The 26565-nt window shown below is 59.6% G+C and carries 21 protein-coding genes; 4 read left to right on the forward strand and 17 right to left on the reverse strand.

The genetic code is table 11. The annotated features are described in order from the left end of the window. Nucleotides 1-18 precede the first annotated feature (18 nt). The 9 genes from B5V02_RS09170 to B5V02_RS09215 form a co-directional block, all read right to left on the reverse strand. The gene (locus B5V02_RS09170) at nt 19-762 is read right to left on the reverse strand and encodes an SDR family NAD(P)-dependent oxidoreductase (protein WP_245445814.1); all 744 of its coding nucleotides are present in this window, start codon (nt 760-762) and stop codon (nt 19-21) included. A gap of 25 nt (nt 763-787) precedes the next feature. Continuing rightward, entirely contained in the window at nt 788-1174 is a 387-nt protein-coding gene (locus B5V02_RS09175; protein WP_245445816.1) for a 2Fe-2S iron-sulfur cluster-binding protein, read from the reverse strand. A 181-nt stretch (nt 1175-1355) separates the two neighbouring features. Beyond that, nucleotides 1356-2216: a sugar phosphate isomerase/epimerase family protein gene (locus tag B5V02_RS09180; protein WP_111543915.1), complete on the reverse strand. Its 861-nt coding sequence runs from the start codon at nt 2214-2216 to the stop codon at nt 1356-1358. After that, nucleotides 2213-3904: a GMC family oxidoreductase gene (locus B5V02_RS09185; RefSeq protein ID WP_167458435.1), complete on the reverse strand. Its 1692-nt coding sequence runs from the start codon at nt 3902-3904 to the stop codon at nt 2213-2215. Before B5V02_RS09185 ends, B5V02_RS09180 begins: the two co-directional genes overlap by 4 nt. A gap of 628 nt (nt 3905-4532) precedes the next feature. Then, a complete protein-coding gene (locus B5V02_RS09190; protein ID WP_111543917.1) occupies nt 4533-5444 on the reverse strand; it encodes a LysR family transcriptional regulator in 912 nt (303 codons plus the stop codon). 302 nt (nt 5445-5746) lie between these two features. Further along, complete coding sequence (locus B5V02_RS09200) at nt 5747-6988, reverse strand: NAD(P)/FAD-dependent oxidoreductase (protein ID WP_111543919.1); 1242 nt, start codon at nt 6986-6988, stop codon at nt 5747-5749. Next, nucleotides 6975-7328, reverse strand: a complete 354-nt coding sequence (locus tag B5V02_RS09205) for a hypothetical protein (RefSeq protein WP_146606035.1) — start codon at nt 7326-7328, stop codon at nt 6975-6977. Before B5V02_RS09205 ends, B5V02_RS09200 begins: the two co-directional genes overlap by 14 nt. A 198-nt stretch (nt 7329-7526) precedes the next feature. Next, nucleotides 7527-8426 (reverse strand): LysR family transcriptional regulator, encoded by a 900-nt coding sequence (locus tag B5V02_RS09210; protein ID WP_111543921.1) that lies wholly within the window; start codon nt 8424-8426, stop codon nt 7527-7529. A gap of 229 nt (nt 8427-8655) precedes the next feature. Then, the gene (locus B5V02_RS09215) at nt 8656-9585 is read right to left on the reverse strand and encodes a LysR family transcriptional regulator (protein WP_111543922.1); all 930 of its coding nucleotides are present in this window, start codon (nt 9583-9585) and stop codon (nt 8656-8658) included. 371 nt (nt 9586-9956) lie between these two features. Here B5V02_RS09215 and B5V02_RS09225 point away from each other — a divergent pair, with 371 nt between their 5' ends. After that, entirely contained in the window at nt 9957-11066 is a 1110-nt protein-coding gene (locus B5V02_RS09225) for a Gfo/Idh/MocA family protein (RefSeq protein ID WP_111543924.1), read from the forward strand. 429 nt (nt 11067-11495) lie between these two features. Here the strand turns inward: B5V02_RS09225 and B5V02_RS09230 are convergent, their stop codons facing one another. The 8 genes from B5V02_RS09230 to B5V02_RS09270 form a co-directional block, all read right to left on the reverse strand. Beyond that, entirely contained in the window at nt 11496-12560 is a 1065-nt protein-coding gene (locus tag B5V02_RS09230) for an MBL fold metallo-hydrolase (protein ID WP_111543925.1), read from the reverse strand. 919 nt (nt 12561-13479) lie between these two features. Further along, nucleotides 13480-14367: a 3-hydroxyisobutyrate dehydrogenase gene (mmsB, locus tag B5V02_RS09235; protein ID WP_111543926.1), complete on the reverse strand. Its 888-nt coding sequence runs from the start codon at nt 14365-14367 to the stop codon at nt 13480-13482. A 9-nt stretch (nt 14368-14376) separates the two neighbouring features. Then, the gene (locus tag B5V02_RS09240; RefSeq protein ID WP_111543927.1) at nt 14377-15462 is read right to left on the reverse strand and encodes an enoyl-CoA hydratase/isomerase family protein; all 1086 of its coding nucleotides are present in this window, start codon (nt 15460-15462) and stop codon (nt 14377-14379) included. Then, a complete protein-coding gene (locus B5V02_RS09245; protein ID WP_111543928.1) occupies nt 15459-15641 on the reverse strand; it encodes a hypothetical protein in 183 nt (60 codons plus the stop codon). Before B5V02_RS09245 ends, B5V02_RS09240 begins: the two co-directional genes overlap by 4 nt. A 241-nt stretch (nt 15642-15882) precedes the next feature. Continuing rightward, on the reverse strand, nt 15883-18027 hold the full coding sequence (gene scpA / locus B5V02_RS09250) for a methylmalonyl-CoA mutase (protein WP_111543929.1): 2145 nt from the start codon (nt 18025-18027) through the stop codon (nt 15883-15885). A gap of 10 nt (nt 18028-18037) precedes the next feature. Next, a complete protein-coding gene (locus B5V02_RS09255) occupies nt 18038-20056 on the reverse strand; it encodes an acetyl-CoA carboxylase biotin carboxylase subunit (RefSeq protein WP_111543930.1) in 2019 nt (672 codons plus the stop codon). 225 nt (nt 20057-20281) lie between these two features. Beyond that, nucleotides 20282-21814 carry an acyl-CoA carboxylase subunit beta gene (locus B5V02_RS09265; protein WP_111543982.1) on the reverse strand — a complete coding sequence of 511 codons (1533 nt, stop codon included), beginning with the start codon at nt 21812-21814 and terminating at the stop codon, nt 20282-20284. Next, the gene (locus B5V02_RS09270) at nt 21814-22395 is read right to left on the reverse strand and encodes a biotin transporter BioY (RefSeq protein WP_111543931.1); all 582 of its coding nucleotides are present in this window, start codon (nt 22393-22395) and stop codon (nt 21814-21816) included. The genes B5V02_RS09265 and B5V02_RS09270 overlap by 1 nt, the downstream gene beginning before the upstream one ends. Nucleotides 22396-22526: 131 nt before the next feature. Here B5V02_RS09270 and B5V02_RS09275 point away from each other — a divergent pair, with 131 nt between their 5' ends. The 3 genes from B5V02_RS09275 (at nt 22527) to B5V02_RS09285 (ending at nt 26117) form a co-directional block, all read left to right on the forward strand. Continuing rightward, nucleotides 22527-23939 carry a helix-turn-helix domain-containing protein gene (locus B5V02_RS09275; RefSeq protein ID WP_111543932.1) on the forward strand — a complete coding sequence of 471 codons (1413 nt, stop codon included), beginning with the start codon at nt 22527-22529 and terminating at the stop codon, nt 23937-23939. A gap of 364 nt (nt 23940-24303) precedes the next feature. Then, nucleotides 24304-24744, forward strand: coding sequence for a DoxX family protein (locus B5V02_RS40045; RefSeq protein ID WP_146606037.1), 441 nt, complete (start codon nt 24304-24306; stop codon nt 24742-24744). A 602-nt stretch (nt 24745-25346) separates the two neighbouring features. Beyond that, on the forward strand, nt 25347-26117 hold the full coding sequence (locus B5V02_RS09285; RefSeq protein WP_111543934.1) for a DeoR/GlpR family DNA-binding transcription regulator: 771 nt from the start codon (nt 25347-25349) through the stop codon (nt 26115-26117). Nucleotides 26118-26565 lie beyond the last annotated feature (448 nt).

A 26565-nucleotide genomic window follows, 5' to 3' on the forward strand; every position in this document is an offset into this window, starting at 1 on the left:
CACCAAATCTCCTTTGACCTACCAGGCAGTCATGCCGCCGTCGACCACCAGGTCGGAGCCCGTGATCCAGCTCGCCTCGTCCGATGCGAGGAATGTCGCCGCCCAGGCGACGTCCTCGGGACGCCCCAGGCGTCCAAGCATCACTTTGGCGTCGATGGCTTCGCGAAAGCCTGGGTTTTGTGCAAACGCGGCCTGGGTTGCATCGCTGACGATCAAGCCCGGCGATAGCGAGTTCGCCCTGATTTGATGGGGTGCTCCCTCCATCGCCAACTGCTTGGTCATGGCGTGGATGCCGCCCTTGCCGGCGGCGTGGGCGATGGCCGGCAGGGTGCGGGTTGCCTGATGTGCGGCAACCGACGCGAAGTTGATGATGGCTCCGCCCCCGCGCCGGACCAAATGCGGCCACACGGCGCGGCAGGAGAGGAAGACGATGTCCAGTTCGCCGACCATCGTCTTCCGCCATTGCGCCAGCGTCATGTCGGGTGTCCAAGCGAACTCGACGACCGCCGCGGCGCTCACCAGGATGTCGATCCCGCCATATCGCTCGGCTGTGGTCTTCATCAGTTCGTGAACCGCGTCTTCATCAAGCAGATCGACCGGGGTACGCAGATCGAAATCCAGTCCGCGGTCGCGCGCGATTGATGCCACCTGGGTCGCTCCGTCGACATTGATGTCGACGCCGACCACGGTTGCGCCCTCGGACGCAAAGGTGATCGCAGTTCCGCTGCCAATACCGCTGGCGATCCCGGTGACGACCGCCACCTTGTCCTTCAGTCGTCCCGCCATATCAGTCTTCCGCCGCTATGGTGACGCGAAGCCCGTCCAGTCTGCGGCTAAATGGGATTTGGCAAGACAGCCGGGAGGTCGCGTCGCGCGTCGATGAACCTTCCAGCAGTTCGTTCTCGTCGTCAGACATCGCGTCGAGCTTGTCGAAGTCTTCTGGATCGACGTGGACATGGCAGGTCGCGCAGGAACGGCATCCGCCACAAAGGGCAAGCAGTTCGTCGATTCCGCCGTCGCGGATGATCTCCATGACTGATAGCCCCTCTGAGGCCGCGAAGCTGCGGGTTTCGCCGCTGCGCGTCGTCACGTTGATCTTTGTCATGAGCTCCTCTCGGTGTGCATAACAAACATCTCCATTTTCTTCACTGTTCAGTTGGTTAAAGGTGTCCATAGTCTCCTCCGTTCAATCGCTTCTCGATCCTGATCGGCAGTTGGCAAACGTTCCATGGTGCACGGCGGTCACGGACGCGGCCGGCGATGTTCTCGCGCCGGTGTAGCGGTGCCGTCGTGCCTACGCCGCCGGCCTTGTCATGGTCGCTTCGGCGTTGAGGTCGACCCGTTTGCAGCCATCGTCATGAGTGCTCCTCGATGCTGTCCAATGTGCTGTCGATGCGCCGCATCGCTCTAATACCGGCCTGCTCCACATCGACCGAATTGCTCGTCCAGCCATGTTCAAGATCGATGAGGGTCTCGCCCAGCCCGTCCGAACGCACCTCGCGCAAGAGAGTCTCAAAATCGATGACACCTGAACCTGGCTGGACCCGCCCTGGCATGTCGGCCAGTTGCAGCAACCCGACGTGTCGACGCGCCTGGCGGTAAGCGCCGAGCACATTTCCATCCATCTCTTGAACATGACCGGTGTCGAAGATCAGTTGGACATTGGGGTGGCTGATCCGGTCAAAGACTCTGACCGCCTGCTCGGTGCTCCTCAAGAGCATGCCTGGGAGCGCCACCATATGCTCCACGCCTATAACGATGCCGGATTTGGCTGCGAGGTCGCCTGCGCGCCGCAGATTGTCGACCAGCACGTCTTCCTGACTGTCAACCGGCGCGCCTTCGATCCCCTGGACGAGCACGGCAAGCATCGGTGCGCCCAGCCGTTGCGCCAGGGGAACCGAGCGCTCGAAGTCGCGGGCGAGATCGTCCCAGCCGTCGGAGCGCACCCAGATAGGGGTCGTCACCCGCCCGAGTGGCGCATAGACGATGACGCTGGAAAGAAGCTGGAAATGCTCGAGCGCGGCGTGGAAACGGTCAACCTCCTCGGCCGGCCGGGATATCGCCCAAGGATAGAGCACACCCGAGAGACCGATGTCAGCTGCGAACGCTACGTGATCCCATGGATCGCGCGAAGGCACGCTCGCGCGAAACAGTGGCTCATCCGGGGACAGATAGCCCAGATGCGAAGCATAGGCGAGGTTCCAGTTCCGGCTCATGCTCGCGCCTCCGATCGCAAGGTCGCCGCGATCTTCTCCGCCGCCATAATAACTGGCAGATTGGTCCCCCCGGCCATCAGCGTTGGGAAGATCGACGTGTCAGCGACGCTCAAGCCCTGGATTCCGAGAACCCTGCCGTTGGAGTCGGTGACACTGGCTGGATGCTCGGGATGGCCCATCCGGCAGGTTCCCGCGACATGTCCGCCTGGCAGCGCACTTTGCACGACAGTTTCCACGAGCTTCCGTTGATCGGCCATCACCACGTCAAGTCTGGTTCCGGCCACTGCGAGTGCTCGCTTGCGTATTGGCTCCGGTCCGCTGAAAGCGGCCGCGCCGGCCACGCTCAACATCTGCGCCTTCCAATTGTCCTGCATGAGTAGGGCGGCGAGCGGGGTCATCGCCGGGAAGAAGGCGGCGTCGACAACGCCGTCACTCTTTGCTTGATCGAGCAGATCGGCGAGCAGATGCACGCTCTCGACCATCCGCTCTTTATCACGATGATCGCCAAGCAGGTTGAAGGAGACGTCGAGCGTGCGGTCGCTGCGCAATGCGACCTGACCCGCCGAAAAGACCTTGTTGATGATCACCATCACGTTTGCGATCTGCCGCCCCAGCGGATCCCAGGAGAGCGTATTCGGCGTTCGCTCCCAGACATTGAGCACCATGTCGGTTCTCGGCACGCCTGGAAACATCGAGGAATATCGCATGATGGCAGGACAGGGGGACAGCACGCCGGGTTGTTGGCGCCCTTGGGGTTTCAGATGGGCTGCCAGGATCAACATCGGATGGTTGATGAGGTTCGAGCCAACGCCGCGAAGGCTGTGTCGAACCGATATGCCTGCCTGCGTGAGTTGGTCACCAGGTCCTATGCCAGAGCGGAGCATCAAGGCAGGAGTATGAAGCGCTCCGCAGCACAGCACGGTCTGGTGCGCGCGGATTTCCTTTGCTTCCTCGCCTTCACCGAACACCGCGCCGAATACATGCCCGTCAGACAAGATCAGCTGGCTTGCGGTCGTTCCGGTTACGATCTTGAGATTGGAGCGCGCGCGCACGGTGGCCGGAAGATAGGCGCGGGCCGATGAGATGCGGTCCGCGCCAACCGAGTTGATCGGAACAGAGCCATAGCCGTCACCATCCTGCCCATTCAGGTCGGGGATGTAATGGATGCCTCTCCTTTCGAAGCTCGATGCTATGGACTTGGTGAGGCCGCTCCACTTCCCGCGCGGTACCCGGTAGAGATGAACGGGGCCTTCCTCGCCGTGCTGCTCGCCGGAGAAGTCGGCATCGGTTTCGAGACGCTTGAAGAAGGGTAGGACGTCCTCCCAAGCCCAGCCGCGTATGCCGAGCTGCGCCCATTCATCATAGTCCGCAGGCAGGCCGCGCTGCGCATGCATACCGTTCACCGAAGAACCGCCGCCCAAGATTCGCGCTTGGCCAAACGGCAAACCGGACGGTCCGTCTCGTGTGTAGGCGGCCGTCAGGTTCGGCCAGAGAAACCGCGGGTCATTGAGCGTCCTGAACCGGGCATCGCGTACCGCCTCCGGCTCAGACGCGCCATCGACGTCCTGTCCAGCCTCGACGAGAATGACCCTGTTCGCGCTGTCCTCGGACAGGCGCGAAGCCAGGGCGCAGCCCGATGAGCCGCCGCCGATGATCAGATAGTCGCAGGTATCGGGTTCACGGTTCATGCCGGGGTCCCGCTTCCCAGTTGAGTGTTGCGGCGCCTGCAGTGACCACTTGGCCCGTTGCGCCATTCGCTAAAATCCTGCACGGTCCCAAAGGCCTGCAGTTCCGATCCGTCCATGGTCTCCCCCGAGGTGAATGTGAACCGCCTCGGCGGTGAGGTTGAGATCCGCGTAGCCTTTGGTGGCCGCGAGGAGCTGGTACGATGTGTCACCACATCTCGGTATCGAGAATTCCTCCGGGCGATGGACAGACCGCGACAAACTCGTCGGCAAAACTACTGCCGCCGCAGCGCCTCCCGTCGCGACACCAACTCATTCACCAGCACTTTCGCCGCCACGGCGGGCCAATTCTAGGCTGTGCGCGCGGCCGATGCCTCGACCGCCGCCACTACAGCACGATCGGGAAATCAAAGGTCATGCATGGCTCGCTCGTTGCGGGCAGGGCATGGTCGTAGGTTGGCAAATAACGCCGTTTCCACGGGTTCACGGCGACTGTTTGTTTGTCCATTTTGTCTTCCGGCATCCGACCCGTCTTTGTTTAATTTCTTTACCGTCCAAAAGGAGCGGCTTGGACGAGGTGAAAGTCTACCCAGGGCCCGATTATGTCCAACAATTAGTTCTAATGGGGCGATCACGAAGCGCGATCGAGCCGGGGAATAGCTTCGGGCAGAGAGATGAGTTGTGCGGTGGCGCGTAGGCTCTCGACGGCCTTATTTGAGTTGTCCTTGCGCCAGGTGAACATCAGTTCATAGAATGCCGTCGGACGGTTAAGCCGAACAAACGAAACGGCATGCACCCCTTCGCGAGCGACCCAAGGCGGTACGAGTGTCACCCCCACCCCCGCATCCACGAGCGCCAGAATCGTGTGAATGTGGAGCGCTTCCTGGGCGACTTTCGGCGTGAAAGCCGCAGTCGCACATGCGGCGATGATCACTTCCAGCAACCGAGATCGCATCGTGGCGGGAAACAGCACGAAGCGGTCTTGGGCGAGTTGATCCAGGTTGATCACTTCGTGGGAGGCAAGGGGATGATTGCGCGGCACTGCCGCCACCAAGGGCGCCGAGACGAAGGGCTCAGAGAGAACGGAAAGGGGCGCTGGGCCAGGCATCAGGCCAATATCGATCCGCCGGTCTTCTAAACCTGCTTGCTGCTCGGCGCGGCTCAAGGATTGAAGCTGCACGTCGACCTCGGGATAGAGGTCGCGAAAGCTGCGCAAGAGCGGAGGCAGGAGAGCACAAACGGCATTGTCGACGAACGCGAAGCTAACCCTGCCACTTGTGCCTGTCCCTGCAGACTTGGCGACTCTGACGGTTTCTTCGGCCTGACGCAGCAACCGTCGGCATTCCGGCAGGATCTGGCGCCCGGCTTCGGTCAACCTGACCTCGTTTCCAATGCGATCGAAAAGCTCGACGCCGAGTTCCTCTTCCAGGCGTTTGATCTGTTGGCTAATCGCCGGCTGCACCACATTCATGCGGTCGGCGGCACGCCCAAAATGTAATTGTTCAGCGGCGGCTACAAAGTAGCGGACTTGACGCAAATCCATTTCATGAACCTCCCCAGATACCTTGGTCGTCGCTTTTGCGCGAGTCGCTGCGCTGGATGCCCAAAACCATCTCCACGGTGCGACATGCAGCGTCCTGCCTCGCTGAAAACAAGGACGCTATCGCATCTGGGTAGTTCGAAACAGTCAGATAAGACTGAACCGATCGTTCAAATACCTTGAACGACCTTGCTTGCTTGGAGGCATCGCGGGAATGGGGGACGGTTGTTTCTGCTACACGCTCGAGGTCCTTCTGCAGTGGATGGCAAACGACGACGGTGATTTGGTGCTGATGCGCCAGATCATCACGCAAGCGTTGCCAGGGCGATCGATGAATCAGCGATCTGACTAGGATTCGGCCGCGCTCCCGCCAGAACCAAGGCTCCGCCCTGAACATAGTCGCGAACCATGTTCACGCAGTCTAAGGCGATGACTTGGCCGTCGTGCAGATAAATGATGGAGAAGCGGCCCGACTCGGGATCTCCTCGAACTATCTCTTGATCGAATCCCGAGGAGATGCCGACCGTCTGCAGGCGGATATCGAACTGGTTCGACCAGAACCACGGCAAAGCCCGGTACGGCTCCGGCGTGCCTATGATGGCCTTGGCGGCGACGACAGCCATATCGTTCGCATTCTGGACGGATTCAAGGCGAATCTCCCGATCTTGCGCAAACCGGTTGCGATGCACTGCACAGTCGCCGATTGCGAAGACATCGGCCAGCGACGTGCGGCAATGCTCGTCGACGCGCACACCCGCGGCGGTTGCCGCCGCGCCGGCCTGCCGCAACGGTTCAACCGAGGCGTCTATGCCTATGCCTACGATGAGGATGTCGGCCGCAATCACCTCACCGCTGGCCAATTGGGTGAACACTCGGCCGTCGTCTGTCCTGCCTGCACGCTCGATAGTGCAACCCAAGCGAATATCGACGCCATGCGAGCGATGCGCCTTTGCGTAAAAGTCCGACAAGGTTTCGCCGCCCACCCTCGCCAGCAACCGGTTGGCTGCTTCCAGGACCGTGACCTGCTTTCCCAGTTTGTTGAGCGCCGCTGCCGTCTCAAGGCCAATATAGCCCCCGCCTATGATAAGAGCGCTCGACACGGCGGACAGTTGGGCAAGTAAGTGATCGACATCATTGCGCGTCCGCACGAACAACGGTTCGACATCCTGCCCCCCTGGGGATGAAAGCGCTCGTGCCCGGCCACCGGCTGCCCATATCAGCTGTCCATAGTGGAAGCGCTCGCCGCGACTGGAAACGATGACCTTGGCGACAGAATCGACCTGATCGATCCTGGTATTCGACAGGAGCTGTATTTCTCGGTCCAACCAGAAGCTGACGGGGCGCAAGAGAATGCGCTCGAAGGACTTTTTCCCTGCGAGGTACTCCTTTGAAAGAGGCGGGCGCTCGTAGGGCGGATGCGACTCTTCGCCGACCAGCGCTATGGAACCCTGAAAACCATGGTGACGCAGCGCGATTGCGGCTTGGGCGCCAGCGTGCCCGCTGCCGACAATGATCACGTCGAAATATTGCGGATCAGTATTGGACATAGTTGCTATCAAGCCTGATGCCGACGCTCTTCCATCTCTGTAGACTCCTCCACCGAGAGCCGCCGGAGTGCGTGGCGCTGCCGGGACGAGCTGAAGCCGCAAAATCCCCCGGTTCCACCGCAGCCAAATTTGGGATTTCGGCATCGCCAAAGCGAGCCGCATAGAGCGCCAGACCAAAGATTTCCTCGCGCACGATGCTCATGCTGGGGCGAGCGTTTGCCAACAGCAGCGACGTGAAATAGCCGAGACCTTTTGACCCACCTTCGCCGGAAACCAACTCGGCGCCAGGCCGTGCCTGTGCTGCAAGTGGACCACCGGCCACGACCGTTGCCAGAGCCATGGACCTCATTTTCGAGACGCCCGAAGTCGCACGTGGAAACGTCAGCAACTTATCTCCTCCCGCTTTTTGCTACCTCCGTACTGATCGCGAGGCTCAAACAGCGAGGGTCGAATTTAGGGACGATCATGTCCACTAAGATGTTTTTATCCACCGATCATGATTCATGATCACAAAGCGCTTACGTGCGGTTGCGAAACCTTAATCAGTTCTATGTTGCTGCAGAAACCGCTCGAGCAGCCACCTGCCCGCCGGCCCCGGCGGCGTCGCGGTCTTGTAAATCGCCTGGAGCGGATAGAAGCCGCCACCTTCTGGAATGTCCAGGCGGACGAGCCGCCCTTCCTCGATGTCGGAACGCACAAGCGGTTCGGGCATGTTTCCCCAACCCAATCCCGCGAGCAGCAGCGCATGCTTGGCTCCAAGATCCGCCAAGCGCCAGTTATTCACGCCAAACACGCCGAACCGACCGCCCTCGTCGTAGGACGATCGGACCGTCAGTATGAGTTGCCGATGGCGCCGGACATCGCCAGGTGTCTTGATACCGCTGCGCGTCAGCGGATGCGACGGCGTGGCAACGGGGATCATGTCAATTCCCCCTAGGTCGATGCGCTCCATGCCGTAGGTGTTCGTGTGCAAGGTGCCGCATATTCCGAGGCCCGCTACGCCGGCGGCGACGAGTTCGCCGATCACGCCAAGTGCTTCGACATAGAGCCGGAGCGCCACCGTGGGGAACTCTTCGGCGAAAGCCTTCAGCACGTCGGCCACGCGATCTGTGTGCAACATGACGTCGATTGCGATTGAAAGCTGCGGCTCTAGTCCATGTCGCAGCCCTATTACCGCCGCCTTGAAGTTATTCACCTCGCCGATCACTGCTGTGGCCTTTGCAAGCAACAATTGGCCCGCCTCGGTCAGCACGGGCTTACGGGGGCGGGTACGATCGAATACAGGGACGCCAAGTTGCGCCTCCAGGCTCGAAATCGAATAGCTGATGGCCGATGGAGCCCTGCCGAGTCTTCGCGCCGCTGCTGCGAATCCGCCTGCGTCAACGACCGTCAGCAGCACCGAGAGCTGATCGACGCTAGGTACTCCACCTTCCGACATGTTCAGCTTCCTTGAACAAGGTCATCAATAATATACGGCTACAGTGAATAGAGAGCCTTTTCCAGACTGATCCTGCGGCTCAGCACGATGGTCCGGACGTGGCGATGCCTCGTCGATGGCGAGCAAACAAAGATGCTCTAGCCTTCTAATTCGTTGGAAGCACTATGCATCGCACGGGTCATGGGACACAGTATCGACGACTTGGCTCCCCGACAAATCAAGCGGCCTGCTATCCGAGACTTCCCGCGCACCGTTCCGCGAGCCGCTGCCGCCTGAACTCATCCGCGACAAAATCAACAAAAATACGGGTCTTCGCGGGCATGAGCGTCTTTGAACTATAGTAGAGCGAGATTGCGCCAGCATCCGCATACCAATTCGGGAGCAGGCGAACCAACTCCCCGCGTTCAAGTTCGAGCAGTATGTCGGCGACTGCGATCATGGCGATGCCAAGCCCAAGCCGGACGGCCTCGCGCATGGCTGCGGGATCGTTGACGATGATCGTTTCCGCAAGTGGCCCGGCCATTTCCGACCCGGTTGCATTTCGTAGCGTCCACGGGCGAATTCGTCCCGTTCGCAGTGAACGCATTACGATCCCGCTATACGCGACAAGATCGGAAGGGTTCGTCGGAGGCGTCCGGCCCGCCATGTAACCAGGAGAAGCGACGGTGACAATATGGGCGGGCGCCAATGTACGCGACACGATTCCGGGCGCCAAATCGAAGCCGCCACCGATAGCAACGTCGTATCCTTCCGACACGAGATTAACCGCCCGGTTCTCGAAATGCCATTCGGGCTTCAGGCGTGGATGTTTGGCAAGGAAGGCTGGTAGCAATGGCATGATGTGCGAAAGCCCAAAGGTCGGACTCATGCTCACTTTAAGAACGCCCGCCGGCTCGTTGTCGTCGGCCGTAATGTCTGCAATTGCAGCTTGAAGTGCCTCAAGATTACCTCGGGTAGAGAAGAGGAAGCGTTCCCCGATCTCCGTCAGCACCAGTTTTCGTGTAGACCGCTGGAAGAGCCGCACCCCGAGGTTCCGCTCAAGCATGGCGACGTTCCGGCTGACCGCCGCGGGCGTCAATCCCAACTGGCGCGCTGCTTCCGAAAAGCTGTGGTTCTCCGCACTTCGGACGAAGGATTCAAGGTTCGCGAGAGTCTCCATGCAGCAATCATATTCAACGATTGCTTGATTCTAAATCAAGCAAATACCGCCTAATCATCCACCAACATGTACCCCAATCTTAGCTGCAGCGAGAGCACGATTGGAGCCAAACCAACAGCATCAAAAGAAAAACCCTTAAGCAAAGGGGCGCTCGCAATGGACGATTCCCCCTCTGTTGGAGCGAACATTGCCGAAGGGCTCGAGGCAAGCGGAGTAGCTGCTGCGCCATCCGCAACGCATCCCCCAAACGGCCGAAGGCCGACATCAAGATCACTACTGAAAAGGTCATCGCTGTCGAGGCGTATGGCGTGCTTTGCACGCCGTCCGAGCGCGATGACACGTCAAAAACGAGGAAATTGAAGGAGACGAACATGGGCAAAAAAATCGGAGTAGGCATCGTCGGCGCGAGTTCGGAACGCGGCTGGGCGGCTTTCGCCCACATCCCCGCACTGAAGAGCTTAGGGCAATTCGAGATCCGGGGTGTCAGCACGACGAAACGGGAATCGGCTGAGACAACGGCAAAATCCCTCGGGATCAAACTTGCCTTTGACAACCATCGTGATCTCGTTGAGAGGCCGGAAATTGACCTGGTCGTGGTCTCCGTGAAAGTGCCGGATCACTACGCGGTGGTCTCAGACGCGATCTCGGCGGGCAAGATGGTTTACTGCGAGTGGCCGCTTGGCCGGAATTTGACAGAGGCGCTCGACCTCGAACACAAGGCTCGAGAGGGAAAAGTCAAAACGATCATTGGCCTGCAAGGACGCTTTTCGCCGGGAGTCCAGTATCTGCGCGATCTCATCGCTCAAGGCTACATCGGCCAGCCGCTCAGCACGAACGTCAAAAGCTACACGCCGGATGATCAGTGGATGGGTCGCTTGGAGCCTGCCTATGAATTCATGGCGCTAAAGGCCAATGGGGCAACGTTTCTGACCGTCGTTTTGGGTCACGCTCTGGACGCATTCGCCCACGTTCTTGGAGCTTTTGAGTCCCTCTCCGCAGTCGCCTCCAACCGCTTGGGACAAGCTATCCGCACACGTGACTCCCAACCGATACCGTCAGACGTTCCCGATGAGGTGGCGATAACGGGAACACTCTCCGGAGGCATCGTGGCTTCTGTTCACTATACCGCCGGCCGGGTGCCCGCGCGCCCGTTCGTGTGGGAAATTACTGGCCGTGATGGAAGCCTTCTGATCGAGGCCACGAACGGCTATATCAACATGGCGGACCTCTCGATAAGAGGTCGCCGCGGCAACGGCGATCTTGAAGCGCTTCCTATTCCCGATTCCTACCAAAAGATCGACGGTGGCTTGGCCGGTCCTCCGGGGAACGTGGCGCGGGTGTATGCGCAATTCGATTCCGACGTGAAGACAGGCACCGCCTTTGCGCCGGGATTTGGCGCAGCTGTAATCCGTCATCGTGTGATCGATGCCATCGAACGCGCCGCTGATACCGGACAGCGACAAGACGTCAACCTGGGATAAGTGCCCTTGCCCTCGTGGCGTGCCTTGGACGGCAAGACAGCGGCATCTGTCCAGTCAATCCAATCGGACGTGTGCATAAATGCTTGGCGTAGGGTTGAAAGCGCCTCCCGACTTCCGTGCTTAGTGTGAGGGCTGGCGGACAGGTGTGAGCCGAGTCCTGCCGTCTGGCCACTCATTCTCGGGGATGTTGCGCGAGGGCGAGGCGCTTTAGGGTTGCCGCAGACGTACCCGCCGCGGTGTTTGGGGCAGCGCGTCGCTTGTTCGGCTTCTCTGTCGAATACGAGCTGCCGCTGTTGTCCGTAGCTAATCGCTTCGATTCAATGGCCGCTCAGTTATAGGCCAGCATGGTCAAGGCCTCGTCCCGCAAAGAACGCACCGCTACAAAGGCGGTGCGTTCTGGCTTCTACCCTAGACTAGCACCCTAGCCAGCTATTGCCCGTGCCTGGCTGAATTTCCAAAATAGAAGAACTCGCGATCATAATCCTTGATGCTGTCGGCGGTTAGGACTAGTCGAGACTCCGCAAGGTTCCGCTTCCGCTTTTGAGCGTTAACCCAGGAATCCGCCGCTTGCAGTGTCGACAGTGCGGAAGACACGCCTTTCTGCAGATAATGTGTGGGAATCACGATTTTTGGCTTCAAGCGCTCGACTATCTCGTTGCCTTGCTCGAAGCTGAGAACGTGCTCCGAACCGTCAACTGGTAGGGTAAGCACGTCCACCCGACCCCACCTCTTCCAAACGTCCTCCGGCGGCTTCGCTCGATTATCGCCCCATATGAGGGTTCGTATGCCAGCGGATTCTACCAGATAGGTTACATTGTCCAGATGGCCTGGATTGTTGGGCGGATAAGGGTCTGCACCGGACTCTTTCACAGCTTCAATCCATTTGTACGAACCAGGTTGATCGGTCGCGTGCTTGTCGGCAACACCCGTGATTTCAACATCGGCAAAAGAAAACTTGCCAACGAACCTGTCGAGCACGCTAGTCGCATCAACCTTGTCGATAGCGTCGTGATCGAAATGCGTATGGGTTGAAAGAGCCAGATCAACGACAATGCGCGGAAAGTCAGCCGGAAACCACAAACCCCATGCGCCAGATGGATCATTGCGCCAAGGATCAAAGAGGAGAGAAAGCCCTGCCGGCGTAGTTAGTCGGAACGCGGTATGGCCGAAATAATCTAAATGTAGCTCACCGCCGCCGGAATGGTCGGCAGACGTCTGAAGTGCGCGGACGTGCTCGTTATTGCCCTTCTGTTTCCATGCGACACTACCGCTTACCGGGGCGCAATTAATTTCTTGAGCTTCGACATCGGTTTCTGTTGCAAGACTTGCTGCCGCTAGTCCTCCGACGGCAGATAGAAGTAGAAATTTTCGGCGCGAGGTATCATGATTGTCTGCCTTTGGTTCATCAGTCATGGTCTTAAAGGCCTCGTTCTTGCTCGGTGTCCTCTTGGCCTCGCCGCAGTTACGAACGGCAATACCAAGCACGCAGAGCATATCGGGCACACGAAGGACCCAACGAGCCAAAAACTTCTATTTAATTGACCTGTTAGCGCTGAGATTCATCAGAAGCGCCTAATTGACGCAATGAGGATTCGGCGCTTCGACGGTCGAGACGGCGGGAGCAAGGCGTACGGCAGTCTGGGCGACACTAGCCTTGGTTGGCGTGTTCTAGCGGGAGGGACAGGCTGATAAAGGGCGACAAGCCGTCCTCCACCATCAGTCGGATGCCGAATAAAAGCCCTCCTCGGCGGCCGGTTAAGCAAACTCACTAGCGCGCGATTGGGATCAGATATTCATTCGTCGAGACCGTAATGGCACCGACGACTTCCCAAGACGCGGTTAGATATCAGGGCATTGGTTAGACTGTCTTCGGGACTCTTAAGGCCACGGCCTCAAACTTTGACCAGAAGTAGTTTCTGGCAGAATTCTCCAGATCAGCCGGCCGGTTGAGGAGCCCAGGCATCTGCGTTTCGCATTTTCGAAATCCAGAAAGCCGGTCGCCGGCCTAGCTGTGACCTTTTCGGCGACAGGGCGGCCGCTTACGCTCGCAATGATTTCGGCGACGGGAGTTCCGATTGCACTGACGCGTTCCGCAAACAGGTATCGTTCTTTAGGCTTGCTCTGCGCCGTTCTCGCCGATTCCCGCTCGGGTCAATATTCTCGCGACTACTTCCACTAGCGGCCCCTATCTGAACGAGCCTTACCGTATGCCAAGCCTCACCGAGGATGCGCCAGAACTGTTGATCTCATTGGCTTTTCGTCGACCAATCGTCTCGTATGGTGGCGCGGCTTCTGAGCTGACATTCGAGCGTCCACCCACCAGAGCCCCTCGCCCACAGTGCGTGGATGCAAAAGTTGACCAACTGCCAACCGACGGTGGTTCCTAGTCGATCTCAATCCGTCCGGCACGCAGCTAACCCTCTGCCTCCCTGAAGAACTTGATAATAGCGGAAAAGTCCTCACCGCCGTGGCCGAGTTTGTCGAATAAGCCGTAGAGCTGTGCAGCCTGCGAGCCGAGCGGCGTCGAGGCTCCGGCAGCGAGCGCCGCCTCCTGCGCGAGCTTCAAGTCCTTGAGCATCAGCGCAGTCGCAAAGCCCGGCCTGTAGTCGTTGTTGGCAGGCGAGTTCGGCACGGGGCCAGGCACGGGACAGTAAGTGGTGATCGACCAGCACTGACCAGATGAGGTTGAGGCCACGTCGAACAGCGCCTGGTGTGAGAGGCCGAGTTTTTCGGCCAGCACAAAGGCTTCGCCGACACCAGCCATGGTGATGCCGAGGATCATATTGTTGCAGATCTTAGCCGCCTGGCCGGCGCCAGCATCGCCGCAGTGGACGATACGCTTGCCCATGCTCTGAAGGATAGGTTCGCCGCGCTCAAAGGCGCCTTGCGTACCTCCCACCATGAAGGTGAGCGTGCCGGCAGCCGCGCCACCCGTTCCGCCCGAGACGGGTGCATCGAGCGACCGGAAACTATCGCCAGAAAATAGCCCATGTGCCTTGCGCGCGCTTTCGACATCAATGGTGGAACAGTCGATCAACAGGGTACCGGCTTTGACAATGCCTGCGAGCTCGGTCCAGACCGAAAGCACATGCTTGCCGCTCGGCAGCATAGTGATCACGGTGCCGGCCCCGGCGACGGCCTCGGCCAGGGTTTTGCAGATCGCGATGCCGGTCTTGGCAGCAGCTTCTAGCGAGGCTGCGGCGCGGTCGAAGCCTTGGACACGAAAACCCGCCTTTACCAAATTGGCCGCCATCGGCCCGCCCATATTGCCGAGCCCGATGAATGCGATGGTCTCAACCATGTGTTCCTCCTAAATCCTGGATGCACCGAACAGCGTTGGCGACCGTGGTTCCAAAGCAGCTTCGACCATCTCGTCGGTGACGTCGGCAAGGCTATCCGGCGACCATTTTGGGTTGCGGTCCTTTTCGATAATGGCCGCCCGTATGCCCTCGTAAAAATCATGCGTGGAGAGCATTTTCGCGCTGGCCGCGAATTCCCGCTCCAAGCATGCCTCGAGGCTGGAACTGGTGCGACCGAGCCTTAGCAGGCGAAGTGTGAGTTTGAGGCTGGTCGGTGATCGACCGAGCAGGGTGGCCCAGGTTTTTTGCGCAAACTCGCTAGCGTCGGTCTTCAGTGCCGAAACGATTGCTTCAACACTGTCGAACGCCAAGAAACGGTCGATCTCCAAACGATAAGGCGTCAACGTCCCAGCCGGAACCGGCTGGGAGAACCGCTGCAGCGCAATGTCAACGGTTTCGGCCTTACAGCCTGTGGGCAAGGCCGATAATTCGCGCACGAGATCTTCAAGTTCACTGCTTGAGACAAAGATGTCCGCCAGGTTGGCTTCGATCGAATCGGCCGCTCCTATGGATTCTCCCGTGAGGCCGAGATAGGTCCCCAATTCTCCCGCCCCTCGCGACAGCAGCCACGTCGCCCCGACGTCGGGGAAATAGCCGATGCCGGTTTCCGGGAGCGCCAGCCGCGTTCGCTCCGTCACAACTCGGCGGCTGCCATGGGAAGAAATGCCGACACCACCGCCCATCGTGATCCCATCCATAATGGCGATGTAGGGTTTCGGAAAATGGCTAATGGCGGCGTTGAGGAGAAACTCCTCGCGCCAGAACGTTCCGGCTAGTTCGGTCCCGGCGCTGCCGCTTTCATGAATCGCGCGAATGTCACCGCCGGCGCACAGGCCGCGATTCCCCTCTCCCGTGACAAGCACGGCCGCGATCGACGGATCATCCCCGAATGCATTCAGAGCCGCATACATAGCTCGCACCATCTCGAGCGTGAGGCTGTTCAGTGCCTTGGGCCGGTTGAGCCGCAACCGGCCGATCGCGCCAACGCGTTCGACGATGATTTGCGGATCGCCGGCGGTGCTCCCTGCCGTGCTCACCGTCCCCGATCCCCTGGTTCCTGGCGATAATCCAGCGCGCCACGCAGTTCGGGCGGGATGACGACGAGATCGCCGACGAAGCCGATCCTGAACAACGGCGCCTGCTCATCCTTGTCGATCTTCCTGGGAGCCTTGACGTTCGCATTCACAACCCGCTTCGCGGGCACACGGATCTTCATTTGCGCACTCCTATTCGAATTCCATGATCAGTTCGTCGACGGCCAAGTTTGATCCAGGTGACGCCGCGATATGTTCACCCTGCTCTTGCGCTCGGCGCGCTGCACTGGCGCTAATTCTCTTCCCAGGCGGGCCGGAGTTCGCGGCGAGGCAACAGTCGCTATGGTTGCTGATTGCGATGACACAAACTCGCGCCACATTCGCTTCAGGTAGCTTAGGTGTCCGGCTGCCAGAAACGCCGGCTTACGCGGTGTTTCGCCCTCTGCCCTCCAACAGATCAAGCACGGCGCGTGCGGCGTCGATAACATTGGTGCCGGGGCCGAAGATAGCTGACACCCCGTGCTCAAATAGCACCTGATGATCTCGGCGCGGCACGACGCCGCCGCACACTACGATGATGTTGCTCGCGTCCTTTTGCTTCAGCACCTCGACAAGTTGCGGCAACAGCGTCTTGTGGCCGGCCGCCAAGGAAGATACGCCGACGACATGTACCTTCGAGGCTATCGCCAAGTCGACCGCCTCACCCGGGGTCTGGAACAAGGGGCCAGTTATCACCTCGAAGCCGATGTCGCCGAAGGCCGAAGCAATTATCTTCGCGCCACGATCGTGCCCATCCTGGCCTAGCTTGGCGACCATGATCCTCGGCCTTGAGCCAAGCAAGGCCGAGACTTCCTCCAGGCGCGCAACCAGTGTGATGAATTCGGGTTCACGCTCATAAGCCTTGCCATAGACCTTGCTGACCACTTCGGGAATCGCTGAATGGTCGCCAAAGGCACTGCGTAGAGCATCGGAAATCTCGCCGACCGTCGCGCGCGCTCTGGCTGCCTCGACCGCGGCTTTCAGGATGTTGCCCTTGCCACTGGCCGCGACCTCGTCAAGCACGGCAAGGGCTGCGTCAACGCGCTTGGGATCTCGCTGACGCTTCGTCTGTTCAAGACGGGCGATCTGCGAACGGCGCACCGCCGCGTTGTCGATGTCGCGGCTGTCGATCCTGTCTTCCTCGTCGAGCCGGTATCTGTTGACGCCGATGATGACGTCCTCGCCCTTGTCGACTGCAGTCTGGCGACGGGTCGCAGCCTCCTCGATCATACGTTTGGGCAGGCCGGTGGCGACGGCTTTGGTCATACCGCCCAGGGCCTCGACCTGGTCGATTAGTGTCCAGGCCTTTTCGGCAAGTTCATGGGTCAGGCTCTCGACATAGTAGGAACCGGCGAGCGGGTCGACGACCTTGGTCACGCCAGTCTCATGTTGCAGGATGAGTTGCGTGTTGCGCGCGATGCGGGCCGAAAACTCCGTCGGCAGTGCGATCGCCTCGTCGAAGGAATTGGTGTGCAGCGACTGCGTGCCGCCAAGTGCAGCGGCCATTGCCTCGTAGGCGGTGCGCACGATGTTGTTGTAGGGATCTTGCTCCTGCAGCGACACGCCCGATGTCTGGCAATGGGTGCGCAGCATCAGGGAGGACGGCTTGCTCGGCTTGAACTCCTCCATGATGCGTGACCAGAGCAGCCGCGCGGCACGCAGCTTGGCAGCTTCCATGAAGAAGTTCATGCCGATGGCGAAAAAGAACGAGAGCCGGCCGGCGAAATCATCGACGTTCAGCCCCTTGGCCAGTGCCGCCCGGACATATTCTCGCCCATCGGCCAGCGTGAAGGCAAGTTCCTGCACCAACGTCGAGCCAGCCTCCTGCATGTGATAGCCGGAGATGGAGATGGAGTTGAACTTCGGCATTTCTTTTGCCGTGTACTCGATGATGTCGGCGATGATCCGCATCGAGGGTTCGGGCGGATAGATGTAGGTGTTGCGAACCATGAACTCCTTGAGGATGTCGTTCTGGATGGTCCCCGAAAGTCGGTCGCGCGAAACGCCCTGTTCCTCGCCGGCAACGATGAAGTTGGCCAGGATCGGAATCACGGCTCCGTTCATGGTCATGGAAACCGACATCTCTTCCAGTGGGATGCCGTCGAACAGGATCTTCATGTCCTCGACGGAATCGATGGCTACGCCGGCCTTGCCGACATCGCCCTCGACGCGAGGATGGTCTGAATCGTAGCCGCGATGCGTGGCAAGATCGAAGGCCACCGAGAGGCCCTTTTGCCCGGCGGCGAGGGCCTTGCGATAGAAGGCGTTCGATTCTTCTGCCGTCGAGAAGCCGGCATACTGACGGATTGTCCACGGCCGGCCGGCATACATAGTGGCGCGCGGTCCGCGCAGGAACGGCTTCAGGCCGGGCAGGGAATCGAGTTGCCCGATGCCGTCGAGGTCCGCGGCTGTATAGAGCGGCTTGATCGCGATGCCTTCTGGCGTCTGCCAGACAAGACCGTCCGGCGAGCCCTTCAGTTCGCGCTCCGCGAGTTTGCGCCAGTCCTCGTAACGCATCCGCTCGGTCATTGCCTTGCCCTCACGCGAATTCCATGATGAGTTCGTCCACGGCGAGGCTGGCGCCGGCTTTCGCCACGATGCGACGCACCGTAGCGCGGCGTTCGGCACGCAGCACGTTCTCCATCTTCATCGCTTCGACGGTGGCGAGAGCCTGTCCCGCCTCAACCGTATCCCCCTCCTCGACCGCAATGGCGGTGATGATGCCGGGCATCGGGCAGAGCAGCATCCGGGACGTGTCCTGCGGCGGCTTGTGCAGCATCAGCCGCGCAAGTTCGGCGACACGGGGCGTGTGGACATGGGCCACGACATCCATGCCGCGCCAGCGCAGGCGGATACCTGCCGCGACGAACGACGTCTTTACCCCAATGATCTCGTCTTCGACCGCCTCGATGCCGAGCGTGAACCGCGCGTGGGCGCGGCCCGGCAGCCAGTCGCTAGCAATCGCGACCGGTGGACCGTCGGCGAAGCTGACGACAATGCTGCCGTCCTCCTGCCTGGCCGTCACAGCATAGCGTTGGCCGGCAAGCGTCACGCCCCAGTCGCTGCCCACCACCCGGCGGTGATTGTCCAGCGCACCCGAAATCAGCACATCGCGCTGTTGCGTCCTCAGATTGATAAAGGCAGCAATCGCCGCAAGCTTGCGCGCATCTTGCGGCGATGGTTCGACACCGGAAAACCCATCCGGATATTCCTCGGCGATAAAGGCCGTTGTCAGCCGTCCCTCGCGAAAGCGAGGATGATCCATGACAGCCGAGAGAAACGGCAGATTGTGGCCGATGCCCTCGAGCTCAAAATCGTCGAGGGCGCGCCCCATCGCTTCGATCGCGGCCAGCCGATCGGGCGCCCAGCTGCAGAGCTTGACGATCATCGGGTCGTAGTACATCGAGATCTCGCCGCCCTCGAAGACGCCGGTGTCATTGCGGATGACGGTGCCGTCTTCGCGCCTTCCCTCGACAGGAGGGCGATAGCGTGTCAACCGCCCGATGGAGGGCAGGAAGTTGCGATAGGGATCCTCGGCATAGAGCCGGCTTTCGATTGCCCAGCCGTTCAACTTGACATCGTCCTGATTGAGACGAAGCCGCTCGCCAGCGGCGACACGGATCATCTCCTCGACGAGATCGATGCCTGTGATCAGTTCGGTCACCGGGTGCTCGACCTGAAGCCGGGTGTTCATCTCGAGGAAATAGAATTTCCGCTCAGCATCCACGATGAATTCGACCGTGCCGGCGGAGAAGTATCCGACGGCCCTGGCAAGCGCGACCGCTTGCTCGCCCATTGCCTTGCGCGTGGCCGTGTCGAGGAATGGCGAGGGGGCCTCCTCGATGACTTTCTGATTGCGGCGCTGGATCGAACATTCGCGTTCGCCGAGATAGAGGAGGTTGCCATGCTGATCGCCGAGCACCTGGATCTCGATATGCCGCGGCTGGGTCACGAACTTCTCTATGAAGATGCGGTCGTCGCCAAAGGAGGATTTCGCCTCGTTCCTCGACGACTGGAAGCCGTCGCGCGCCTCCGCGTCGTTCCTTGCAATGCGCATGCCCTTGCCGCCGCCGCCGGCCGAGGCCTTGATCATCACGGGATAGCCGATCTCGCCGGCGATGCTCACCGCCTCTTCAGCATCCTCTATCAGGCCCATATGGCCAGGAACCGTTGAGACGCCGGCCGATGCCGCGATCTTCTTGGATGTGATCTTGTCGCCCATAGCCTCGATGGCCACCGGCGGTGGCCCGATGAAGGCGACCCCAGCAGCTTTCAACGCCTCGGCGAAGTTGGCGTTTTCCGACAGAAAGCCGTAGCCGGGATGCACGGCATCCGCGCCGCTGTGCTTCACTGCATCAAGGATCTTGGCGATGACGATATAGGACTGGTTCGAGGGCGACGGGCCGATATGCACGGCCTCGTCTGCCATCCTCACATGCAGGGCCTCGCGGTCGGCATCAGAATAGATCGCGACCGTGGCGATGCCGAGCCTTTTTGCTGTCTTGATGATACGACAGGCGATCTCGCCGCGATTGGCTATGAGGATTTTCTTGAACATGGAGCGCCTATCGTTCGACACGGAAATTCATGGGGTCGCAATCGCGCTTCCATCTCAACCCGGCGCGGTTCAGGGTCTCGGGGACATCGATCACGCACAGGCACCAGTCCATTTCGTTATCGTGTGTCAGACCAACCCACCTGGCCCGCCGATGAAATCGGCGAGTTGTCCGGGTGTGGCGCAAGTCGTTGGCCCGCAGAACACATGGGTACACATCGTTTTGGCCTACAGCGGCATCGTGTCGTGCTTCCTCCAGCGCGGATCGACGCTTTTGCCGCGCAGCGCTGCGAAGGCGCGGGCAATGCGGCGGCGCGAGGAATGCGGCATGATCACTTCGTCGATGAACCCGCGCTCGGCAGCGACGAACGGATTGGCGAAACGCTGCTCGTAGTCCCTGGTACGCCGGGCGATTTTGTCCCCGTCGCCAAGTTCCGAGCGATACAGGATTTCTGTCGCGCCCTTGGCGCCCATCACAGCGATCTCCGCGGTCGGCCACGCATAATTCACATCGGCTCCGATGTGCTTGGAGGCCATGACGTCGTAAGCCCCGCCATAGGCCTTGCGCGTGATCAAGGTCACCATTGGCACCGTGGCCTGGCTGTAGGCAAACAGCAGCTTCGCCCCATGCTTGATAACGCCGCCATATTCCTGCGCCGTGCCGGGCAGGAAACCGGGTACGTCGACCAGGGTCAGGATCGGGATCGAGAAGGCATCGCAGAAGCGGACGAAACGCGCCGCCTTGCGCGAGGAGTCGATGTCGAGGCAGCCTGCCAGCACCATCGGCTGGTTGGCAACGACACCGACCGTCTGCCCTTCGATGCGCAGGAAGCCGGTGAGGATGTTCCTGGCGAAGGCCTCCTGGATCTCGAAGAAGTCGCCCTCGTCGGCGATCGCAAGGATCAGTTCCCGCATGTCGTAGGGTTTGGCCGCGCTGTCTGGAACCAGTGTGTCGAGCCGCATTTCGAGCCGCGACGGATCGTCGTGGAATGGGCGGACTGGGGGCTTCTCGCGATTGTTGAGCGGCAGGAAATCGAACAGGGCGCGAACCCGCTCCAGCGTCTCGATGTCGTTGTCATAGGCGCCGTCGGCGACAGATGACCTGGTTGTGTGCGTGCGCGCGCCGCCCAGCTCCTCCGCGGTAACAATCTCGTTGGTAACAGTCTTCACCACGTCCGGGCCGGTGACGAACATGTAGGACGAGTCACGGACCATGAAGATGAAATCGGTCATGGCCGGCGAATACACCGCGCCACCGGCGCAGGGACCCATGATGACGGAGATCTGCGGCACGACACCGGACGCATCGACATTGCGCTTGAAGACGTCGGCATAGCCGGCAAGCGAAGCGACACCCTCCTGGATGCGCGCGCCGCCGGAATCGTTGAGCCCGATCACCGGCGCGCCATTGCGCACCGCCATGTCCATGATCTTACAGATCTTCTGGGCGTGGGTCTCCGACAGCGAGCCGCCAAGCACAGTGAAATCCTGGGAGAAGACATAGACCAGACGGCCGTTGATCGTCCCCCAGCCGGTGACAACGCCGTCACCGGCTACCTTTTGGCCAGCCATGCCGAAGTCGACGGCGCGATGGGTGACGTACATGTCGTATTCCTCGAAGGAACCTTCGTCGAGGAGCACATCGAGCCGTTCGCGCGCCGTCAGCTTGCCCTTGCCATGCTGCGCGTCGATACGCTTTTGGCCGCCGCCGAGACGCGCCTCGGCGCGACGGGAGTCCAATTGTTCGAGGATGGCGCGCATCAACCGCCGCCCTGCGCGCCGAGCCATTTCAAGGTGGCGGGAAAGACGAGAGCCGCCAGCAATGCTTTGACGATATCGCCGAAGATGAAAGGGTATAGTCCAAGCTGAAAAAGCGGCTTGTCGAAGCCGAGCACGGCACCAAGCCACAGCAGCCCCGGCACATAAATGACAGCACCAGCAACCAGGGCCGCAGCCACTGCATAGAGCGGATCGCGATCCCAGCCGCGGACAGCGAGCCAACCGGCAAAGAGCACAGCCGGCAAATAGCCCAGGAGATACCCTCCCGTCGGCCCCATCATATAGGCAAGGCCGATGCCTTTTTCGGGTGTGCCGGCGAAAACCGGGAAACCGGCGGCGCCCTCGGCCAGATAGAGAGTAATGGCGGCGACGCCGCGTGCAGGTCCGAGCGTCAGTCCCAGGCCAATGACGACGAAAGTCTGCATGGTGATCGGTACCGGGTAGAACGGCACCGCAATCCCGGCCGAAAGAGCAAGCAGCAGCGAGGCTGCGAAGATGGTGGTTCCGTCGATGGCAAGGTTGCGCGTGCCCCACCGCCCGGCAATGACACTGTAGATCGTCATTTTGGCTCTCCTGCTTAAACGTCCTACTGCGTCATCAGCCTTTACGCGGCGCAATCGAATGAGAAAACGCTTGAACAGGCGGGACAGTGTAATATAGAAAGTTGCAATCTGTATTTTGCGAAATTGCGAACATGGCCTCGGGAAAACTCTTTATCGGCAGAAAAGTCCGCGAACTGCGCGAAAGCAGCAAGGCGACCCAGGCCGCCTTCGCCGAGCGCATTGGCATCTCGACCAGCTACCTCAATCAGATAGAAAACAATCAACGGCCGGTTTCGGCCTCGGTGCTCCTATCGCTAGCCGAGAACTTCAAGATCGATATCGGATCGATGTCCGGAAGCGATAGCGACCGTTTGCTCTCCGCACTCAGCGAGGCTCTTTCAGATCCGGTTTTCAATGCCTATTCGCCGAGCCTGCAGGAACTGAAACTGGTCACGCAAAATGCTCCCGGCTTTGCCCACGCGTTGATCGCCAGCCATCAGGCGTACCGACGAAACAGCGAGCAACTGGCGAGCTTTGACGATCACATGGTGCGGACCAACACGTTCAGCGATCCGACGCCATATGAAGAGGTTCGCGACTTCTTCCACTTCGTCGACAACTACATTCCGGACCTCGATCAGGCGGCCGAAAACCTGGCGACGAGCCTTGGCATTCCCGACCGCGATGCCGGGCTTGTCCTAGCGAACCATCTGGAGAGCCGGCATGGTGTTCGCATACTGCGCGCGGAACCCGATGAGGATGTGCTGCGCCGATATGACGGCACCTCCCGCGCACTCTTCCTCAATCCTTATTCGCCGGCGTCGACACGAACTTTTCAGATGGCGTTCCAGGTCGCCGCCTTGGAACTGGTCCGGGAGATCGATGCGATTGTCCAGCGGGCGAACTTCCGCACGCAAGAATCTGGTGAGATTTGCAAGATAGGTTTGCGCAATTACTTCGCCGGAGCGCTGATGCTTCCCTACCAGCATTTTCTGACGGCGGCGAACGCGCTCCGTCACGATCTTGAATTGATGGGAACGCATTTCGGCGCCAGCATTGAACAGGTCGCCCATCGTCTCTCTACCTTGCAGCGACCGGGCCAGAAGGGAGTGCCTGTGTTCTTCGCCCGTATCGATCGCGCGGGGAACATTACCAAGCGTCACAGCGCGGCGAAACTTCAGTTCGCCCGCTTTGGGGCAGCATGCCCGCTGTGGAACGTGCATCAGGCGTTTGAGACGCCGGGCCGCATTATCCGCCAACTTGCCGAGACGCCCGATGGCGCCCGCTATTTGAGCATTGCAACAGAAATTTCAAAGGGCAGCGGTGGTTTCAATGCGCCGCAACGACGATACGCAATCGCCCTGGGCTGCGAGATCACCTATGCGCAGGACTTCGTCTACGGCGACGGTCTCGACCTCACCAACCGTGCGGCGTTCGATCCGATTGGCATATCGTGCCGCATCTGCGAGCGCGCGAACTGTCTTCAACGGGCAGTGCCTCCACTGAAGAGCCGGTTGACCGTCGATCACCAACGGCGAGGAATACTGCCTTATCAGGTCTCTTGATTGAACTCCTAGCCAGCGGGTGACTGTCGGATCGAACACGCGGACGCACTGAGTTCAGGCGTGCAGGAATGTGGCCGACACGATCACGTACGGGCCGACCAAAGAACCCAGATTGAAGCAAGCGGCATGACGATGTCTTGTGTCGCTATCCGCCGACAGCAATGCCGCTGTTGTCGTCCCTGAGGCGCTCTGCGCCGATTGCCAACTCAGGCGGGATCTTCTCACCTCGGCGCGTCGCGACGTCATCCATAAGCGTGGACGATCGATAGTATCTGGATAAATCGTCTAACGCGACATGGAGACCCGATCTAACCTTGACTATCGCTAACCGACGAAGGGGAGAAGAGCGGAGCGGAGCGGAGCAATGAGTGGAACATCGCTCGAACATCGCAAGTCATTACCGTTTGGACGGCCTAAGTCGCGCGGAGGGAGCCGGCGTATCAATGATACACAAACGGAGATTGGCAACGCTTGCCGGCGACTGGAGCTCCTGGCACTGCAGGGAGCCGTCGCTGCCATCTTCTTTATTTCCGGTGTGGCCAAACTCACAGATGGATCGACTCAATGGTTTCGGCCGGTCACCGCAGTGATTGAGATCGTCGGGGCCATTGCCTTGGCCTTTCCGGGCCTGGCTGCCCTTGGCGCGCTTTGGCTTGGTTTCGCCATGCTCTGTGCAGCCGCCATGAACCTGTTCGTTTTGCATTCGAGCCCGATGCCGGCATTTTCGCTTGGGTTCCTTAACGCCTTGATCATTTACGCTCGCCGGGATGAGATCAGGGCGCTGGCCTCAAGAATTCGTGGCTAGGCCGGTGAGATTTAGACCCTGAATGCACTCGCTGGGTCTTAAGCATGATCCTCGCGTGGTTCCGGGCTGCATCCTGCGCACCGTCGCTATGTGGCAGTTAAGCTGGAACGCCCGGATCTGACAACATGGGAACATCGCTCCCCTGCTTGTGCCTTGCTTCCGGCGATAACGATTCCTTCTATGCTGCCGAAACCGCGAGTGCGCGATTGGGCCTCCGATTGGAATCAGAGCGTCGAAGACATCCCAAGCGAGACCTTGGACTAGCAAGCTTAGAAGAAGCCGTAACAGGTGCTGTCCTGCCAACGCGTTAGAAAGCTCGCGATTCAGACCGTATGACCGAACGGGCAACGGACAGGCCTTTCGGCATAGAGCGGGCAAGAGAAATGTACCGGCTTTTCCATGGCGAAAAAATAGCTGTTTAACAATAGCTTGGCGTGAAGCGACAGCCGCGAAACAAGCTCCGAACAATGGGGGAAAGGTTGACCATATGACCGAACTACCGTACTGACTTGATGATTCTTCTGGCAACCGCGCGTTGCGAACTGCGACCTCGATTGTTCAGCCTTGCCGGTTCGGTCCACGTTAGATTGAGAGGGGTATCAGTGCGACCTTCAGAGCGACACGACGAGATCACCTCTTTGCTCAACCATGCCGGTGAGATGACGGTCGAAGAGCTTGCAGAGAAGCTGCAGGTTTCGAGAGAAACGATCAGGCGGGATTTGTCCAAGTTAGATGCCAGTGGACAATTGAGGAAATTTCACGGGGGCGCCAGAGCATCGGCCGTGGCGAGCGAGCCCTTCGAGAAGGAAGGTCCCTTCCCGGTTCGCATGGCGCAGAACTCCGAGGCGAAGAAGAAGATTGCGGTCGCCGCTGCGCGCTTGTTCAAGCCTGACGACGCCATCTTTATCGACACTGGCAGCACCACGGTTGCGATGGCGGAAGAACTGGCGAAGCTTCAATCGCTTGTCATCATAACCAATTCACCAAGGATTGCCGCCACGGTTTCGACGAACCCAAGTCACCGCGTGTTTCTCATCGGGGGCGCTTATGGAGCGGATGCTGGCGAAAGTGTCGGACCTCTCGCCTTGGAACAGATCACGAAGTTCAGGGCGCGCTACGCAATCATCACAATCGGCGCGATAGATGCATCCTCGCTGATGGACTTCGATCTCCAGGAAGCAGAAGTCGCCAAGGCGATGATTTCGCGCGCTGACAAGGTGATTGTTCTCGCCGATCATTCCAAATTCGACAAGCGCGCCGTCTTCGAGGTTGCGCCGTTAGCCAAGATCAGCGCAATCGTCACAGACAGACCTCTTTCGGCTCAGCTTTCGGCCGCCTTTAGCAATCTGAGCATCGAGATGATAATTGCGTAGCGCAGTTCCTGGAACTGGCCGGTGGATCTTTAACACGGCGCGATAAAGTCGCCGTCGCCCAGAGATGCCAATCCAAAGTCAGTTTGCCATCACCGCCGCGGCTCCATGGTTTCAGTGGTTTGAGTGTCGCGAGATGCTCGAAAGCCTCACCCTCGCGACATTAGAAAAATCAGTTTTGTGGACGCGCAAGCGCGTCAGCCCCCGGTCCGCGCCTATGGGTCTCGGCCGCCTGATCCTCGTCGAACACGTCACTGAGGAGAGGTTGCTATCAATCGCATGCCACCTCTGCGCAAATGGTCTCAGATTCACGTCAAAAAAAGACCGAACGGTCAGAAATATATAAAATTCATATTGCTTACGGGCGTTAGTGTGGTACGTTCGGTCAATTACTACAGGATTGATGTGGAAGGGGGCAGAAACTGATCCGACGATCAGACTTCTGTCTATC

It is taken from the genome of Mesorhizobium kowhaii, assembly GCF_003253745.1.
GTDB classification, from domain to species: domain Bacteria; phylum Pseudomonadota; class Alphaproteobacteria; order Rhizobiales; family Rhizobiaceae; genus Mesorhizobium; species Mesorhizobium kowhaii.

Coding starts and splice junctions, on each gene's coding strand:
- B5V02_RS09175 (WP_245445816.1), bottom strand. CDS start 1,174: ATGGACACCTTTAACCAACTGAACAGTGAAGAAAATGGAGATGTTTGT.
- B5V02_RS09180 (WP_111543915.1), bottom strand. CDS start 2,216: ATGAGCCGGAACTGGAACCTCGCCTATGCTTCGCATCTGGGCTATCTG.
- B5V02_RS09185 (WP_167458435.1), bottom strand. CDS start 3,904: ATGAACCGTGAACCCGATACCTGCGACTATCTGATCATCGGCGGCGGC.
- B5V02_RS09190 (WP_111543917.1), bottom strand. CDS start 5,444: ATGGATTTGCGTCAAGTCCGCTACTTTGTAGCCGCCGCTGAACAATTA.
- B5V02_RS09200 (WP_111543919.1), bottom strand. CDS start 6,988: ATGTCCAATACTGATCCGCAATATTTCGACGTGATCATTGTCGGCAGC.
- B5V02_RS09205 (WP_146606035.1), bottom strand. CDS start 7,328: ATGGCTCTGGCAACGGTCGTGGCCGGTGGTCCACTTGCAGCACAGGCA.
- B5V02_RS09210 (WP_111543921.1), bottom strand. CDS start 8,426: ATGTCGGAAGGTGGAGTACCTAGCGTCGATCAGCTCTCGGTGCTGCTG.
- B5V02_RS09215 (WP_111543922.1), bottom strand. CDS start 9,585: ATGGAGACTCTCGCGAACCTTGAATCCTTCGTCCGAAGTGCGGAGAAC.
- B5V02_RS09225 (WP_111543924.1), top strand. CDS start 9,957: ATGGGCAAAAAAATCGGAGTAGGCATCGTCGGCGCGAGTTCGGAACGC.
- B5V02_RS09230 (WP_111543925.1), bottom strand. CDS start 12,560: ATGCTCTGCGTGCTTGGTATTGCCGTTCGTAACTGCGGCGAGGCCAAG.
- mmsB (WP_111543926.1), bottom strand. CDS start 14,367: ATGGTTGAGACCATCGCATTCATCGGGCTCGGCAATATGGGCGGGCCG.
- B5V02_RS09245 (WP_111543928.1), bottom strand. CDS start 15,641: ATGAAGATCCGTGTGCCCGCGAAGCGGGTTGTGAATGCGAACGTCAAG.
- scpA (WP_111543929.1), bottom strand. CDS start 18,027: ATGACCGAGCGGATGCGTTACGAGGACTGGCGCAAACTCGCGGAGCGC.
- B5V02_RS09255 (WP_111543930.1), bottom strand. CDS start 20,056: ATGTTCAAGAAAATCCTCATAGCCAATCGCGGCGAGATCGCCTGTCGT.
- B5V02_RS09265 (WP_111543982.1), bottom strand. CDS start 21,814: ATGCGCGCCATCCTCGAACAATTGGACTCCCGTCGCGCCGAGGCGCGT.
- B5V02_RS09270 (WP_111543931.1), bottom strand. CDS start 22,395: ATGACGATCTACAGTGTCATTGCCGGGCGGTGGGGCACGCGCAACCTT.
- B5V02_RS09275 (WP_111543932.1), top strand. CDS start 22,527: ATGGCCTCGGGAAAACTCTTTATCGGCAGAAAAGTCCGCGAACTGCGC.
- B5V02_RS40045 (WP_146606037.1), top strand. CDS start 24,304: ATGAGTGGAACATCGCTCGAACATCGCAAGTCATTACCGTTTGGACGG.